This window comes from Acinetobacter sp. H1(2024), assembly GCF_046557555.1.
Taxonomy (GTDB): Bacteria; Pseudomonadota; Gammaproteobacteria; order Pseudomonadales; family Moraxellaceae; genus Acinetobacter; species Acinetobacter seifertii.
Map to the genome: position 1 here is coordinate 359,597 of NZ_JBKGFO010000003.1, position 15,685 is coordinate 375,281.

Below are 15,685 nucleotides of genomic sequence, written 5' to 3' on the forward strand. Positions count from 1 at the left end.
TAAAGATTTTAGAGGTCAATGCTATTGCATTGCAAACCAAAAGTTGTGAAGAGTTTTTATTCTTGTTTTTAATATTCCATAAAAAAAGCCCCGAAGGGCTTTTTAGCTATTTTTAAGCTTCATCATCAATGAGTTCTGGTTGACCACCTCTCGGGTGTTCCTTTTTCTCAAACGTATGTTCAAGGCTGCGTTTTAGTTTTTCAATCGCGCCATGAATTGAAGCATCAATATTTCCTGCTTTATGGTGCACTGCAACTGGTTTCAAACCAGCAGGACGGGCTTCAATCATACAGTGGATATCTTTATCACCACCTTTGTCCCCATTTTCATCACTAAAATGAACCGAAAAATGCGTAATACGTTCGCTATGACGTTGGAATTCTTGAGTAAGTTCTGCACGTACATAAGTAATTAAACGTTCACTATTATGGATGTTTTTATCTGTGCGGATTTCAATATTCATAAATACCATCCTCTCTTTCTTACTGTGGATCTTTTCTATGCAAAACTTTTTTATGTTGGCATGTTTTAAGCATGCATGAACTGACTTCAATTGTACATTTTGATGGTGTAATGGTTTGTTATCTCCTGACTTAAACGTACTGCTTTTAATTTATTTTGAAGATCTTCATATCTTCAATATCAGTCCATCTATAAAAATATGCAAGCTGATTTTTTAAATTTTTATGAAAAATTGAACAAAAGGAGAGCAATTGTGACCGAATCTTATCTATATGGAGCAGAACTCATTGAGCAGATTCAGAAGTCTCCTTATTCACGTGATTTAATCGGTTATCACGGACAGCCTCCAGAGGTGAAATGGCCCAACAATGCTAAGGTTGCAGTGCAATTTGTCCTGAATTATGAAGAAGGTGGCGAAAAGCATATCGAGCATGGCGATGAGGGTTCGGAACAGTTTTTATCAGAGATTATTGGTGCTGCAAGCTATCCAGCCAAGCATATGTCGATGGACTCTATGTACGAATATGGTTCACGTGCTGGTTTTTGGCGCATTCATAGTGAGTTCCAACGGCGCAAGCTCCCAATGACCATTTTTGGCGTTGCTATGGCGTTGGCGCGCAACCCTTATATTGTCGAAGCGATTAAAGAAGCTGATTATGATGTGGTTTCTCATGGCTACCGATGGCTTCACTATCAAGACACTGACATTCAAGTCGAAAAACAGCATATGAAACAAGCTTTATCTGTTTTAGAAAACTTGTTTAAAAATAAAACTATAGGCTGGTACACTGGACGCGATAGTCCTAATACCCGTCAGTTACTCGCAGAGTTTCCGCAAATACAATACGACTCAGATTATTATGGTGATGATCTACCTTTTTGGACGACCCTTACCAATGATGCAGGTTCATCCCGTCCGCACTTAATTATTCCTTATACCCTCGAATGTAACGACATGAAATTCTGCTCACCGGGTGGATTTAATAGCTCTGAACAGTTTTTTCAATATTTAAAAGATAGTTTTGATGTGTTGTATGCAGAAGGTGAAACTGCACCAAAAATGATGTCGATTGGAATGCATTGCCGTATTTTGGGGCATCCGGGTCGTTTTAAAGCGTTACAAAGGTTTCTCGACTATATTGAAATGCACGATCGTGTCTGGGTCTGTCGCCGTCAGGATATTGCAGAGTATTGGTATAAAAATCACATAACTCGATAGTTGATTATTAATTTTGCAAATTCATTAGCGAAATATTAACCACTCTTGGCACTGTTATTGCTAAAACTCTATATCACTATATTGAGTTTAGGAATGACAGTGTTTTTAGCCGAGTTTAACCAAGCCCCACCCGATCAACTCAAGACTCTGTTAAATAACTGCGTCCATATTCCAGCTTGGGCTGAAAAAATTATCTCAGAACGCCCCTACTCATCACCATCTGTTCTTTTAGGATATGCGGAACAATTAAGCCACACATGGTCATGGGAAGAGATTGAAAATGCTTTAGCAACTCATCCAAAAATTGGTGAACGGCAAGCAAAAAAACAGCTGAATGCAAAAGAACAAAATTTTTCAGCTCAGGAGCAAGCTGGCATTTCCTTAGATGAGCAAACACAACAAGCTCTACTACAAGGCAATCTCGATTATGAAGAGAAGTTTGGCTTCATTTTTTTAATTAAAGCCGCCGGCCTTAGTAGCGATGAGATTTTAAAAAAACTTAATCAACGTCTTCAAAACAACTTAGCTATAGAAAAAGTCATTGTACATGAGCAACTCGCAGCAATTGCTCTATTACGTCTATCTCAGGAAATACAAGCATGATCAGCACTCATATTTTAGATACAAATTTAGGTAAACCCGCTGCAGAAGTCGAAGTGAAGTTATTTCATGCAGCAACTCATGAACTGATTGCAACCGCAACCACCAATAAAGATGGTCGAGTAAGTGATTTTGGTATCAAAGATTTAACTGAAGGGCCATATCAACTTGAATTTGAAATTGCGCCTTATTTTTCATCAAAGCAAGTCAAAACTTTTTTCCCGCGTGTTTGCATTCAATTTTTTATAGAAGACATCAAGCAGCACTATCACATTCCACTACTCATTAGCCCGTTTGCTTACTCTACTTATCGTGGTAGCTAACTGAATTAAAATAGGAGAAAAATATGAATGATCGACAAAAGAATGCGATTTCTCCAGAGCATGAATATTTAGGAATCTCGAAAAGTTTTGCTTACGGTTTACAACATGTGCTGACCATGTATGGTGGTATTGTGGCTCCGCCCCTTATTATTGGAACGGCTGCTGGTTTAAGCTCGGTACAAGTCGGAATGCTTATTGCAGCAGCCCTATTTGTAGGTGGATTGGCAACACTCATACAAACCATAGGAACCAAATATCTAGGCGCAAAACTACCTTTAGTTCAGGGGGTGTCTTTTGCTGGCGTGGCAACCATGGTCGCTATTATTACCACGGGCGGTGGCCTGCCTGCGGTTTATGGGGCGGTCATTGTAGCCTCTCTAGTTGGACTTTGCCTTGCACCTTACTTTTCAAAAATCATTCGCTTTTTCCCCCCTGTTGTGACTGGATGCGTCATCACGATTATTGGGCTATCTCTGTTACCCGTTGCGATTCGCTGGATGATGGGTGGCAACGATAAAGCACCCAACTGGGGAAGCGTAGAAAATATTTCTTTGGCCCTACTCACCTTAGGCATTGTGATTATTTTAAACATGCTGCCACAAGCTAGCATTCGTCGTTTATCTATATTATTAGCAATCGTGGCTGGTACCATACTGGCTTACTTTATGGGCTTCGGCGATTTTAGTCAGGTCAGCTCAGGTGCATGGCTACAATTTCCACATTTCTTTGCATTTGGTTTGCCTACCTTTGAACTGAGTGCCATTTTATCAATGCTCATCGTCACCTTGGTGATTATGACGGAAACCACAGCCGATATTATTGCTGTAGGAGACATTGTAGGAACCGATGTCGATTCTAAACGTATCGCCAATGGTGTTCGTGCAGATATGTTCTCAAGTGCTATGGCACCTATCTTTGGTTCGTTCATGCAAAGCGCTTTTGCCCAAAATGTTGGGTTGGTTGCGATTACAGGCATCAAAAGTCGTTTTGTCGTGGCGGCAGGTGGTGTCATTCTGATTATTTTGGGGCTATTGCCTGTTATGGGGCGTCTAATTGCAGCAATTCCTATGCCTGTACTTGGTGGTGCAGGTCTGGTCTTATTTGGGTCAGTTGCAGCGAGCGGAATTCGCACTTTAGCAAAAATAAATTATAACGATCAGAAAAATTTGATCATTGTCGCGACTGCTTTATCGGCAGGAATGATCCCCATTATTAACCATGAGTTTTATGCACATTTTCCAATTTGGGTACAAACTTTGTTTCATTCGGGTATTAGTTCGACTTGTATCTTTGCTATCTTATTGAATTTATTATTTAATCATTTACCTTCATTTCGTAGATCATCGACCCCTCATTTGAGCCAAACCGTAAATACTAGAAATACACATTAATAAATTGGTTTTTAGCGCCCCACTTCGGTGGGCCTTTTTTTAACCGTTGATCAAATTTGGCTTCATTTTTGCTTAAGACCCTGTATCCTTAGCGTGCTTTATTTGGGGGGAGATCATTTAAATGCAATTAAAGCAACTTGCGGCGACTTGTGCCTTGTTATCTGCAACTGCCATGGTTCAGGCAAAACCAATTTGGCAAGATTTTAGTGTGACTGGACTTTATGGTGAAAACTATGAAGTTGTAGACAACAAAGAAACTACGATTACTTTGGAATATGCTGCAAAAGTTAAATATGCTGATGTGTTTTTCTTCATGGACCGTATGCGCGGTGAAGATGATCACAAAAGTACATATTTTGAGTTATCACCACGTTTAAGCTTGGGCGAAGTGTCTGGCAAAAAACTAGCTTATGGCCCAATTAAAGATGTGCTCATTAGTACCACTTGGGAAAGTAACAGCGAAAACGGCAATAACTTTGATAACTTCTTATATGGTTTTGCTGTTGATTTAGACATTCCATATTTTAAATATGCGAATTTAAACTTCTACCGTGCAAATAATGAGAAAACTGACGACGATTATCAAATGACTTTCGTTTATGGTATTCCATTTAACATTGCATCTGAAGAATTCTTGGTTGATGGCTTCCTAGATTGGTCAACTGCTGAAGGTGACCATGCTAGCGAGTTAAACTGGACAACTCAGTGGAAATGGAATGTAGGTAAACACATTTCTCCTGACACACGTCTATACCTCGGTATTGAACACTCTGTATGGAATAATAAATTTGGTCTACAAGGCCGAGATGAAAATAACGTGAGTGCTTTGGTTAAATACCACTTCTAAAATTTTTATTTAGAAGCTTAAAACAGCAAGGAAAAATCCTTGCTGTTTTTGTTTTAGTCGAGTGGATTACCCACAATATTACTAATAATCCCCTGCATAATATGTCCGCCTTGTTCACGGCGTAATTCTGCATACCAAGCTTTGGTCACAGTTTCATCTTTCATATGAGTCACATCACAGCGTTTACGAGCACGAAGAACCAACTCATTGGCCCGTTCATTACGCTTGTTTTGATAACGACGTAAAGCGTCCTCTAAACCCAAAGTATTTATTTGCAAAGAACGCGCTAAATAAATCGCATCTTCCATGGCTTGGCAACCACCTTGTCCAATATCAGGTGTGGTGCTGTGTGCAGCATCGCCTAAGATCACCACGCGGCCTTTATAAAATTGGGCAAACGGTTCAATATCATGGATTTCTACCCGATTGGTCTTTTGTGGGTCTAAGCGTTCAATGAGTTGCTGTACAGGCTGACACCAATCAGCAAAATATTGTTTTAAAAGTTTTTTATATTCATCTCGATTATTGTCTAATCCTGCTGGCAAAGGCACATCTAAAAAGAAGTAAAACTTACCATCTGCGACGGGCATTAAAGAAGCTCGCTTACCTTCTCCGACATAAGTCGTCCATTGCTGAGCTGGTGCTAAATCTTCAGAAATCTCAACCAAACCATTCCAGTTTACATAACCAGCATAACGGCGCTGTACTTGCTGACCCAACACATAGGCACGAGTCATTGAATGAGTACCATCCGCCCCAATCAGTAAGTCAGCTTGCGTTGAACTGCCATCTGCAAAATGTACTTCGACATAATCGGTCTTATCTTCAAGGCTGACCATTTTTTTGCCTAGATAAATCTGGTCTCGACCAAACTCATCCATCAGCATATTTTGTAAATCGGCACGTGCAACCGGATATGGGCGCTGTCCTACTTCTTCAATTAATGGCAGTAAACTGAATTGTGTCATCACATCTCCAGTTAAACCATCGACATAGGCCAAGTCGTCCATTTGTCCGCCAAGTTTGGCGATTTTGTCAGTTAATCCGAGATAGTTCAGACATTTCACACCATTTGACCACAACGAAATAGCAGCGCCGACTGGAAGAATCTTTTCAGTTTGCTCAAAAATACGAACTTGGTGACCAAATTTTTTTAATGCAATGCCTGTGGTTAGACCTCCCATTCCCGCACCAATAATCACCACATTCATAACACTCTCCTATAGATATTCACCTATAGGGTGCTTATGCTAAAAACATGCCATCGTTCAAAATTTATTTAGCTTTTCCACAAAACTGGCATGCCCCATGCTTATATATTTAAGTATAAAACTCGTCTCAACGTGCTCTGTATGTTGATAGTTTTAAATGAAAAATCATGTTTTTAACAAGAAATACGGATACCGCATTATGGCAACTCTACACGCCCCAGCTTTTGAACTTCCTGAAATTTTGAATACCAAAACCAATTTGGCAGATGTCCGAATTGGTGCACAAGTCATTGAGTGTTCAGATGATTTCTTTGCAGAAGCAAAGCGTATGCTGCAATTTGAAGCACCTATTTTTGTTGAAGATAAATTTGATGACAACGGTAAGTGGATGGACGGTTGGGAGACCCGTCGTAAGCGTCACGCGGGATATGACTGGTGTATTGTGAAGCTAGGAGTAAGTGGAAAAATCACCGCACTTGATATCGACACCAGCTTTTTTACAGGAAACTATCCAGCATCTGCCTCATTAGAAGCGTGTTATGCACCAAATGGAGACCTAACAGGTGCAAAATGGGAGAATGTTCTAGAAAATACTGAGCTAGGGCCAAGTCAACATCATATTTTTATGGTCAATAATGATGCACTTTTTACCCATATACGCCTCAATATTTTCCCAGATGGCGGTGTTGCTCGTTTGCGTGTTTATGGAGATGTTCACATTCAGGTGACTGATAGTGAGCAAACGCTTGATTTATTAGCCCTTGAAAATGGTGGTCGCGTAGTTGCTTATAGTGATGCGCACTTTGGACACCCACGTAATTTGATTAACCCTGGTCGTGGTATCAACATGGGCGATGGTTGGGAAACCAAACGTCGCCGCGCACCGGGTTATGACTGGTGTATTCTTGCGTTGGGTAAAAGCGGAAAAATTGAAAAGCTTGAAATTGATACCGCTCATTTTAAAGGGAACTTCCCTGCCCAAGTATCTATACAAGCGGTTTACCTTGAAAATGCAACCGATGCACAGTTAATTCCACAAAGTATGTTCTGGTCTTATTTACTTGAAGCTCAACCAATGCAAATGGATCATATTCATGAATATGTGAATGAGATTTTACAGCATGAAAAGATCTCTCATATTCGCATTAACATGATTCCAGACGGTGGTATTAGCCGTGTTCGTTTATGGGGGAAAATTGCTAAATCATGATCATGAATACTGTTCAAATTCAGCCCTTAACTATTGAAAACTTTCAGCCCTTCGGAGAAGTCATTTGTTGCGACGGGCATGACTTTTTTCATATTAATGATGCTCACACCGAGCGCTACCATGCGCTCGTTGAAACTGAAATTGAAGGTGAAGCAAAGGCAGGAATTAGTATTTTCCGTAATATTAAGGCCAGTGTGCTACCTCTGGAAATTTCAATGCTAGAGCGTCATCCGAAAGGCTCTCAGGCATTTATTCCATTACAGCAACAAAAGTTTTTAATTATTGTCGCACCCGCTTTAGATGAAAACACTCCCGATATTTCCAAGCTCTGTGCTTTCGTTTCAAATGGAAAGCAAAGTATCAATTATCGGGCAGGCACATGGCATCATCCTTTGCTTACTTTTGAGTCACCAAGTGATTTTGCAGTAGTAGATCGCATCGGAAGTGGAGCAAATTGTGATGTTTTTCAGTTTCCACAATCTATAGAAATTAGGTTTTAAATAAAGAGTAATTTATACAGACTTGTCTGTTTTAAATTAATTATATAAATACATCGAATTATCTGTCGCTAAAATAAAAATCCCCGCCTATTGAGCGGGGATTTTTTTAATTTTATTTTAAACAGTGATATCGGCTAAGTTACCCTTCTGCTCAAGCCATTGCTTACGATCTGCGGAACGTTTTTTCGCAAGCAATTTATCGAGTAAACCAGCTGTTAAATGTGCATCATCCAGATCAAGTTGTACTAAACGACGAGTGTTAGGGTCCATGGTTGTTTCGCGAAGCTGAATCGCGTTCATCTCCCCTAGTCCCTTGAATCGAGTAATTTGAGGATTTTTATTGCCTTTGACATTTTTCAAAATGGTTTCAAGTTCATCATCATCGAGTGCGTAATGGACATCTTTACCAATATCGATACGGAACAGTGGTGGCATTGCTACAAATAAATGACCTTCTTCCACCAATGCAGGAAAATGCTTAACGAATAAAGCACAAAGCAAAGTCGCAATGTGTAAACCGTCCGAGTCGGCATCGGCCAAAATACAGATTTTGCCATAGCGTAGTTCTGACAAATCATCACTACCCGGATCTACACCAATCGCAATCGCAATGTCGTGAACTTCTTGAGAAGCGAGTACTTCATCTGAAGAGACTTCCCATGTGTTTAAGATTTTTCCACGAATTGGCATGATGGCCTGAAAGTTTTTATCACGCGCTTGCTTGGCACTACCGCCCGCAGAGTCACCTTCGACAATGAATAACTCACTTTCTTCACGAGTTTGGCCAACACAGTCTGCCAATTTACCCGGTAAAGCTGGGCCAGAAACAATCTTTTTACGCTCGACTTTCTTGGCTGCTTTTAAACGACGACCTGCTTTAGAAATCGCCATTTCCGCCAGTTGCATAGCAATTTCAGCATGTTGGTTGAGCCAGAGCGCAAAGGCATCTTTAGCAATATTTAAAACAATATTTGATGCTTCACGACTCGAAAGACGCTCTTTGGTTTGACCTGAGAATTGTGGCTCTTGAAACTTGAGCGACAAGATATAGTTCACACCATCCCAAACATCTTCTGCCGAAAGTTTAAGATTACGCGGTAACAAGTTACGCAATTCACAGAACTCACGTAACGCCTCGGTCACGCCTGAACGTAAACCGTTCACATGCGTACCGCCTTGTGCAGTTGGAATCAAGTTGACGTAACTTTCTTGAACCTGCTCACCGCCTTCTACATTCCAGCAAATCGCAAACTCACAGGCTGCGCGGTCTGCTTGTCCACTACTTACAAATGCAGGGTTTGGCAAAATTTCGCGGTCTTGTAATTCATCCATCAAATAATCGACGAGGCCATTTTCAAATTGCCATTCGATTTTTTCATCATTAATTTGATCGATATAAATAATTTTTAAACCAGCTGCTAATACAGCTTTCGCTTTTAAATTATGTTTGAGTGCTTTTAACGCAAATTTTGGACTATCAAAATATTTTGCTTCAGGCCAGAAATGTACCGTTGTACCAGTCGCACGTTTTGGTGCTTTGCCTTCTAGCACTGCTAAAGGCGCAACAGGTTCACCTTGCTCAAAAGCCATCTGGTATAAATTACCCTGACGTTGAACTTCGACCTCAACACGTGTCGATAAAGCGTTTACAACTGAAATCCCCACACCATGCAAACCACCTGAAAACTGGTAGTTATCGGTACTGAATTTACCACCTGCGTGGAGCTTGGTCAGAATGATTTCAATACCACTTTGGCCATATTCAGGGTGAATATCGACTGGCATACCACGGCCATTATCTTCAACCGACAATGAACCATCTTTATAAACCGTGACACAGATTTTGTCGGCATGACCAGCTAATGCTTCATCGACAGCATTATCAATAACTTCTTGGGCTAAATGGTTAGGTCGAGTCGTATCGGTATACATTCCCGGACGACGACGAACAGGGTCTAAACCAGAAAGGACTTCAAGCGATTGAGCCGTATATTGTGTCACGTTGTACGTTTTCCTTATTTGATGGTGTGCGCAAAGAATTCGATCACTAAGGGTAATTTTTCTTCAAAATCTTCCATGGCATGATTGCCATGAGCATCCGTCAAAATCAATGAGGATGGTGTTGCAGCACTATAATAGCGTTGTGCTTGACGATAATCCAAAATTTCGTCGCCTTGTTGCAGCAAGACGAGTATTTTGTCGGCATTTTCAGGTTGTTTCAGTTCCAGTTGTTCTAACTGTCGTAACTGAACATGATCAATTGACCATTGATCATTCACCTTATAAGGCATGCTTTCAACTTGAAATAACTTATCAAACAACTTCCATGGTTGCATAGCAGGGTTAATCAGTACAGCCGGAATATTATATTTCGCGACAAAATATGTCGCAAAAAAACCGCCGAGGCTACTACCGACTAAAGCCACGTCTTGCAAGGACTCAATAAGCGCTGAAACTTGTTCTACCACTAGATTAGGAGATCTGTTTAGGTCTGGCAAATGCACATTTATGCCCAATTCGCTACAATACTGCTTAAGGCTCAGCCCTTTAATCGAAGAAGAGCTGCTATTAAAGCCATGGAGGTAGATAATATTCATATATTTCCCTCTTAAATTGAGAATAAACTCACATTTTTGTTCTCAGTTTGTATATAAAAACACTATTGTCAGACAAGAAAAACGATTCAACTTACCATTCATCAGTATTTTAAAAACATGTGTTATTTAAACTACTAAGATGGAAACGTTAGCTGCCGTTGATAAAAAGTACAGCTTAAAACGTCGGTTATAACGTAAATGGGGAAAAGATATGCCGAGCTTAACACCGTTACATGAAACTTATTGTAAATGGGATCGTACGCCACCGAGTCAGGCCGACGTACTAGAAGGTTTAGCTCAACTGTTCAGCACCAGCTTAAATGGTGTACATGAATTAATACAAGTCATTAATATTGAAGTATTAAAAAATGCTTTTGGTATTAGCGCCCAAAATGCAAAAAACTTTCAAAAACGACCATTTGTGCAAAAGCTATATCAATTTTCTTATGGCGCTTTACAAAAATATGGTAGCCACTTTTTAGCGCCAAGTTTACGTCACATTATTGAAAAATATCCCACACTTCACGAAAAACCACTCACCCCGAGCCAACATTTTTTGGTGGGTATTTTAAATGGTATTTTTGGAGACTATTTACTTAAACAACATAGTCCCCTTGCCTTACCCATGGTGCTATACGACCACTACGGTGCAATCCAGCAAGGTGAACTTGCAGGCCGTATCGTGATTTTGGCTCATGGTCTATGTATGAACCATCTGACTTGGTCAAATGCACACTATGGCGGCATTGGTGAACGTCTGCTCGCGCAGCGTGACCATAACACCATGTTGTATTTAAACTACAACACAGGTCGCCGCATTTCAGCCAATGGCCGCAGTTTCTCTAACTTGTTAGAAGATTTGGTACAACGTAATCCAAGAATTACCAGTATTGATATCATTGGTCATAGTATGGGTGGACTGGTTTCCCGTAGCGCGCTGTTTTACGGCAAACAAAATATGTACCAATGGATTCATATGGTCGAGAACTTAGTCTGTATTGGTTCTCCACACCATGGTGCAGTACTTGAGCGCTTTGGCTTTGCTATACAAGATAAACTCGGGGCGTTCCCATTTGTCGGATTACTGGGTCAGTTAGTCAATATTCGTAGTAATGGCATTTTAGACCTACGCCATGGTAGCGTTCGTGACGATGACTGGGAATATATGGATGCCCGTATCGGCATGATGGATGACAACCGTGCTCCAGCTCCTCTACCTTCCCATATCAATACTTTTTTAGTGGCTGGAACACTCGAGTTTGAAAAGGTGCGTAATAAAGCGCTTACCGTGATTGGCGATTACTTAGTGAGTGTGAAAAGTGCACTTGGCGAACATCCAAATCCACGTTTTCAACTTAAAGTTCCAGACTCACATAAAGCAGTGTTTTATGGCTTAAACCATTTTGAAATTCAGTATCACTCAAGTGTAGCCGAACAGATTACTCGCTGGTTATATCCTCATGTAAATGATTATGTGCAAGAAGGTATTCAAACCCATATTATTGATATGCCGAACTATACGCTCGAAGATTTAGAAGGAATTGTAGAGACGTAAATAGAGCCCAATTTATGAATATAAAAACTATTTAATAATCTATCACTAATTTGTACCTGATCTTATCAACACATAAAATCGGGTATAAGTAATATTACTCACAATCAGATAGATCAAATCCTTTTTTTCCTAAATGTATTCCTTGTATTTTCCCATGTACAACATCAAAAATTAAACTATTATTTTTCTGTAAATTATCAGTCACTAAGTAAGTATAATCATTTTGTGAATCTCCAGCTCCATCACTTTTCATTTTTTTAATATTATAACCCTTATAGTTTTTGTATATATTTTTAACACCCATACCATTTCGTATATTTTTTGATGTGTATATACTTTTATTTTCACTTCCAATTAATACTTCAACCAACTTCTGATTATTAAGAGTATATGAAATACTATTATTAAAATCTGAAAAAGTTGTACAGCTTCCCATTTGATCTTTTGCTATACCTTTTGACGAAAAATTAATATCAGAGTATTTATTATCAATAATATAAGATTTATCTTTTAAATTTATTGAGTTAAAGTCTAAATAATTTTTTCTATCCAAATTTACAGCACAATAACTGTGCATACTTATACAGCCAAATATAAAGATAAATGTTAGTTTCATATCAAAAGCTTATACTATCTGATTTACAAAGGTTAAAAACTTATGACTCTTGACATAGAGTTAAAGAATTAATATAACAAAAAATCTAAATTATAATTCTGGAATTTCTTTAAAATAAACTTTTTCCTTATCAGTACAAACACCATAGAACATACCAGAAAGATTATTTTTTGGATCTAGATCTTGCATATAGCTCTTACAATCAAGTAAAAGTTGCTTATTTTTCTTTATAAAAGTTAATTTTTGATATTGTCTAAAAGAATATCGATCATAGAAGTCATTAAGCACATACATATTACTTCTATAATTTTTTGATGGAATGTACTCAAAATTATCACCACCACCTATAGAATTATAATTTCCTAAAGTCTGAAATATTTCATTAGTTTCCATAACCAGCTTTTTTTCATTATTAGTAATTATTTTCATTTGTGCCCAGCCTACTTCAACACCTTCCATAAAGATATTTTTATATATCACATAATATTTATCATCTTTTATTTTAATATAGAACTCATCGACAGGAGGTTCATATGCATGTAAAACATAACTCCCCTGATTCAATGTGTATTTCAGTTCTTTACATTTATTCTGAATAGTACAATACTTATACGAATAAAATGCGGCATTCGATATATTTGAGCACACTAAAAGGCTAAAGCTCAGAAAGATAAAGGAGGCAATTTTCATTTATTAAACTCTATATTCAATATATTTTCAAAATTCTTATAAATAGTTGGTTATATTATATGAAACTCTTATTAATTGCCAATTTAAAGAAGATTAAAAAACACCCATTTAGATATTAGTAAATATCATTACTATTCAATTTAGAGAAGTACATGAAAGAAATTGTTGTTTTTGACTTAGATGGAACATTACTATCGGGTGACTCTACAAAGGCATGGTTAACAGATAAATTGAAATCTAATATTTTTAGATTCATCGCTGCACTTATTGTTACGCCCATCGCTTTACCTCTTATGAAATTTAAGAAATATAAATCTAAAGGTGCTTCATTATATTTCTGGATTGCAACGTATAGCTTGAACGAAGAAGAATTAGAATACAGCTTTAAAAATTTCTCTAAGAATATCAATGAAATTACTTCCGGTTCATTATATTGGTTTGAGCAAGGTATAGCCGAAGTTAAAGATCATTTAGCCAATGGAAGAATTGTGTGTATTGCCACGGCTGCACCAGAAAAGTTAGCGAATGTTTTACTCGAGTCTATCAATCTAGATGTACGAATTATTGGTACTCCTCTACAAAACAAGTTGGGAGGATGGATAAGTGGGATACATTGCAGGTCTGAAGAAAAAGTAAGAAGATTGAATAAGCTTGATATCAAACAACCTTGGTTTGCAACATACAGTGATGATATTGATGATGACTTACCTATTTTGATGGGCGCTAAACTGCCCTATTTAATTAATGGGGATAACAACAAAATTAAAAATATTAAAATCAAAAATTTGAAAATATTAAACTGGGTTTAAAGTTATGATATGAATATAGTTTATATAACCATCTAACAACTAAATAAGAATGGTATAGGCTAATATAAGCACTTTTATCAATAAAAGTGCCTATATTACTCAAATCTTACTAATAATCTTTATACTTATTTCTTAAATCCAACAAACCTTTACTATATATTTCTTCATTTTCAGTACATGAGGCTTGTAAATTCATATCTAGGTAGGTATAACGATGTAATAATTTTTCTTCATTATTATACCCTCCAAAAATATTAAAATGAGCACCTTCATTTGAAAAACATTCAGTTACAATATTAGGGATTCCATTCCCTATCAAATCAACTCCTCTAATTTTATTATTTTTATATAGAATCTGATCCTTATTTAATTCAAAACCATAACCACGAACTAACTCCTTACTTCTTTTATTAATATTATAAAAATAATTAGGCTCATCTGTAACAAAAGCTAATTCTGAAACACAATCACTACTATCTTTTTTCAATATTGGATTCACAATATCATATTTAAACTTTTCGTCCTCTTTATAGATAATTACGACATCCTTATTAAGAGGTTTTTCACTTACTATACAGCCCTCATCAGAATCTAATAATAAATAAATTTTATTATCTAAACCCTTTTTTATTTTTCTATTTTTTTCAGTAGATTCAATGAATTGGACATTATTCACTTTCTTTATTTCAAAAGAATTTGCATAAGCTCCTTCAATTACATATTGAATACTATATAAGCTAAAACCTACTAAAAATACAAAAACTAATTTTTTATAAATCACTTATATTTTCTCGCATCACTAATGAAATTAATATTTATAGCCATTCATAACTTTAATATATGAATTTTATCAAATATCAACTTTCCAAGCCTTATTAGAAACTAATTTTCCATTCTTTACATTTAAAACAATATTGTAAGCTGCTGCACCACCATCATTAAAAGTATTTAGAATAAAAATATTATTATTTAAGTAGTATATTTTAAAATCAGCAAGCTCATTCTTGCCCCCATCGACACCATCTTTAGGGAAAAAATATTGTTCAAGCTCAGTTCTACTAATTTCTATTGTGTTATCTTTTTCTTTAACAATAATTTTATCAAGTTGTAAAAAATCATTATTAGGTAGGCTACCATCTGTACCAAAGAACTTTTTATCATTAAAATATTTATATTCACCTTTAAAAGTTTTATAAAGTTTAGGATCTAAAATAGCTTTTTTTGCATACACTTCTACTATTATATTTTTATCACTATAAACAGCTTTTTCTCTAGAATATTGAGATAGTTTAATAGAAGTGTAGCCACTAAAATTATTTATTCTATTTCTATAGACAAACCCTGTTGCACCATTACTTGCATTAACTAAACAAAAATTATTAGTTTCTTCATCCATCACACAAGAAACAATTTCATTATTATTTAATTTGGTTGTAACTTTCGAACTTAAACTTGGATTTTCCCTTACATTCACATACCCATCTTTATCTTGAATAAAACCAAAATCAGCATATGAAGTCTCAATAAATCCAATCATGAAAGAGGTAAAAACTATAAATTTAAGATATTTAGTCATTCGATATTAACCTTTATTAATAAGAAAATATTCTCAATATTACCAATTACTTATAAGCATTAAAAAATTATATTAATTT

The 15,685-nt window shown here is 37.0% G+C and carries 17 protein-coding genes; 9 read left to right on the forward strand and 8 right to left on the reverse strand.

The annotated features are described in order from the left end of the window. Positions 1–112: 112 nt before the first annotated feature. Positions 113–463, reverse strand: a complete 351-nt coding sequence (locus ACLCEG_RS11285; protein WP_263614835.1) for an HPF/RaiA family ribosome-associated protein — start codon at positions 461–463, stop codon at positions 113–115. 252 nt (positions 464–715) lie between these two features. Here ACLCEG_RS11285 and puuE point away from each other — a divergent pair, with 252 nt between their 5' ends. The 5 genes from puuE to ACLCEG_RS11310 all read left to right on the forward strand — a co-directional run bounded on the left by puuE (position 716) and on the right by ACLCEG_RS11310 (position 4,842). Beyond that, on the forward strand, positions 716–1,681 hold the full coding sequence (gene puuE / locus ACLCEG_RS11290; protein WP_215901306.1) for an allantoinase PuuE: 966 nt from the start codon (positions 716–718) through the stop codon (positions 1,679–1,681). Positions 1,682–1,780: 99 nt separating this feature from the next. Beyond that, complete coding sequence (uraD, locus tag ACLCEG_RS11295) at positions 1,781–2,284, forward strand: 2-oxo-4-hydroxy-4-carboxy-5-ureidoimidazoline decarboxylase (protein ID WP_410567654.1); 504 nt, start codon at positions 1,781–1,783, stop codon at positions 2,282–2,284. Next, a complete protein-coding gene (gene uraH / locus ACLCEG_RS11300; protein WP_039251947.1) occupies positions 2,281–2,604 on the forward strand; it encodes a hydroxyisourate hydrolase in 324 nt (107 codons plus the stop codon). The genes uraD and uraH overlap by 4 nt, the downstream gene beginning before the upstream one ends. Before the next feature lie 23 nt (positions 2,605–2,627). Further along, on the forward strand, positions 2,628–3,995 hold the full coding sequence (locus tag ACLCEG_RS11305; RefSeq protein WP_410567550.1) for a nucleobase:cation symporter-2 family protein: 1,368 nt from the start codon (positions 2,628–2,630) through the stop codon (positions 3,993–3,995). A 121-nt stretch (positions 3,996–4,116) separates the two neighbouring features. Next, positions 4,117–4,842 (forward strand): outer membrane protein OmpK, encoded by a 726-nt coding sequence (locus ACLCEG_RS11310; RefSeq protein WP_004704884.1) that lies wholly within the window; start codon positions 4,117–4,119, stop codon positions 4,840–4,842. Between the two features lie 53 nt (positions 4,843–4,895). Here the strand turns inward: ACLCEG_RS11310 and hpxO are convergent, their stop codons facing one another. Further along, the gene (gene hpxO, locus ACLCEG_RS11315) at positions 4,896–6,053 is read right to left on the reverse strand and encodes an FAD-dependent urate hydroxylase HpxO (protein WP_410567552.1); all 1,158 of its coding nucleotides are present in this window, start codon (positions 6,051–6,053) and stop codon (positions 4,896–4,898) included. A gap of 199 nt (positions 6,054–6,252) precedes the next feature. Between hpxO and alc the strand changes: the two genes are divergently transcribed. Both alc and ACLCEG_RS11325 read left to right on the forward strand, forming a co-directional pair. After that, positions 6,253–7,263 carry an allantoicase gene (gene alc, locus ACLCEG_RS11320; RefSeq protein WP_151750023.1) on the forward strand — a complete coding sequence of 337 codons (1,011 nt, stop codon included), beginning with the start codon at positions 6,253–6,255 and terminating at the stop codon, positions 7,261–7,263. Beyond that, positions 7,260–7,763 (forward strand): ureidoglycolate lyase, encoded by a 504-nt coding sequence (locus tag ACLCEG_RS11325; RefSeq protein WP_348889240.1) that lies wholly within the window; start codon positions 7,260–7,262, stop codon positions 7,761–7,763. The genes alc and ACLCEG_RS11325 overlap by 4 nt, the downstream gene beginning before the upstream one ends. Positions 7,764–7,880: 117 nt before the next feature. On the opposite strand, the gene parE is transcribed toward ACLCEG_RS11325, so the two are convergent. Together parE and ACLCEG_RS11335 are read right to left on the reverse strand one after the other, a co-directional pair. Then, the gene (gene parE / locus ACLCEG_RS11330) at positions 7,881–9,764 is read right to left on the reverse strand and encodes a DNA topoisomerase IV subunit B (RefSeq protein WP_004704878.1); all 1,884 of its coding nucleotides are present in this window, start codon (positions 9,762–9,764) and stop codon (positions 7,881–7,883) included. A 14-nt stretch (positions 9,765–9,778) separates the two neighbouring features. Beyond that, on the reverse strand, positions 9,779–10,360 hold the full coding sequence (locus ACLCEG_RS11335; RefSeq protein WP_410567555.1) for a YqiA/YcfP family alpha/beta fold hydrolase: 582 nt from the start codon (positions 10,358–10,360) through the stop codon (positions 9,779–9,781). A 211-nt stretch (positions 10,361–10,571) separates the two neighbouring features. On the opposite strand from ACLCEG_RS11335, the gene ACLCEG_RS11340 reads away from it, so the two are divergent. After that, the gene (locus ACLCEG_RS11340; RefSeq protein ID WP_039251962.1) at positions 10,572–11,915 is read left to right on the forward strand and encodes a hypothetical protein; all 1,344 of its coding nucleotides are present in this window, start codon (positions 10,572–10,574) and stop codon (positions 11,913–11,915) included. 94 nt (positions 11,916–12,009) lie between these two features. On the opposite strand, the gene ACLCEG_RS11345 is transcribed toward ACLCEG_RS11340, so the two are convergent. Continuing rightward, positions 12,010–12,531, reverse strand: coding sequence for a hypothetical protein (locus ACLCEG_RS11345; protein ID WP_410567557.1), 522 nt, complete (start codon positions 12,529–12,531; stop codon positions 12,010–12,012). A gap of 90 nt (positions 12,532–12,621) precedes the next feature. Then, positions 12,622–13,221, reverse strand: a complete 600-nt coding sequence (locus ACLCEG_RS11350; RefSeq protein ID WP_410567559.1) for a hypothetical protein — start codon at positions 13,219–13,221, stop codon at positions 12,622–12,624. A gap of 152 nt (positions 13,222–13,373) precedes the next feature. Between ACLCEG_RS11350 and ACLCEG_RS11355 the strand changes: the two genes are divergently transcribed. Continuing rightward, the gene (locus ACLCEG_RS11355; protein WP_410567561.1) at positions 13,374–14,030 is read left to right on the forward strand and encodes a haloacid dehalogenase-like hydrolase; all 657 of its coding nucleotides are present in this window, start codon (positions 13,374–13,376) and stop codon (positions 14,028–14,030) included. 109 nt (positions 14,031–14,139) lie between these two features. Here the strand turns inward: ACLCEG_RS11355 and ACLCEG_RS11360 are convergent, their stop codons facing one another. Further along, the gene (locus ACLCEG_RS11360) at positions 14,140–14,811 is read right to left on the reverse strand and encodes a hypothetical protein (protein ID WP_410567563.1); all 672 of its coding nucleotides are present in this window, start codon (positions 14,809–14,811) and stop codon (positions 14,140–14,142) included. A gap of 69 nt (positions 14,812–14,880) precedes the next feature. Beyond that, positions 14,881–15,606, reverse strand: a complete 726-nt coding sequence (locus ACLCEG_RS11365) for an SH3 domain-containing protein (protein ID WP_410567565.1) — start codon at positions 15,604–15,606, stop codon at positions 14,881–14,883. Positions 15,607–15,685 lie beyond the last annotated feature (79 nt).

Coding starts and splice junctions, on each gene's coding strand:
- ACLCEG_RS11285 (WP_263614835.1), bottom strand. CDS start 463: ATGAATATTGAAATCCGCACAGATAAAAACATCCATAATAGTGAACGT.
- uraH (WP_039251947.1), top strand. CDS start 2,281: ATGATCAGCACTCATATTTTAGATACAAATTTAGGTAAACCCGCTGCA.
- ACLCEG_RS11305 (WP_410567550.1), top strand. CDS start 2,628: ATGAATGATCGACAAAAGAATGCGATTTCTCCAGAGCATGAATATTTA.
- ACLCEG_RS11310 (WP_004704884.1), top strand. CDS start 4,117: ATGCAATTAAAGCAACTTGCGGCGACTTGTGCCTTGTTATCTGCAACT.
- hpxO (WP_410567552.1), bottom strand. CDS start 6,053: ATGAATGTGGTGATTATTGGTGCGGGAATGGGAGGTCTAACCACAGGC.
- alc (WP_151750023.1), top strand. CDS start 6,253: ATGGCAACTCTACACGCCCCAGCTTTTGAACTTCCTGAAATTTTGAAT.
- ACLCEG_RS11325 (WP_348889240.1), top strand. CDS start 7,260: ATGATCATGAATACTGTTCAAATTCAGCCCTTAACTATTGAAAACTTT.
- ACLCEG_RS11335 (WP_410567555.1), bottom strand. CDS start 10,360: ATGAATATTATCTACCTCCATGGCTTTAATAGCAGCTCTTCTTCGATT.
- ACLCEG_RS11340 (WP_039251962.1), top strand. CDS start 10,572: ATGCCGAGCTTAACACCGTTACATGAAACTTATTGTAAATGGGATCGT.
- ACLCEG_RS11345 (WP_410567557.1), bottom strand. CDS start 12,531: ATGAAACTAACATTTATCTTTATATTTGGCTGTATAAGTATGCACAGT.
- ACLCEG_RS11350 (WP_410567559.1), bottom strand. CDS start 13,221: ATGAAAATTGCCTCCTTTATCTTTCTGAGCTTTAGCCTTTTAGTGTGC.
- ACLCEG_RS11355 (WP_410567561.1), top strand. CDS start 13,374: ATGAAAGAAATTGTTGTTTTTGACTTAGATGGAACATTACTATCGGGT.
- ACLCEG_RS11365 (WP_410567565.1), bottom strand. CDS start 15,606: ATGACTAAATATCTTAAATTTATAGTTTTTACCTCTTTCATGATTGGA.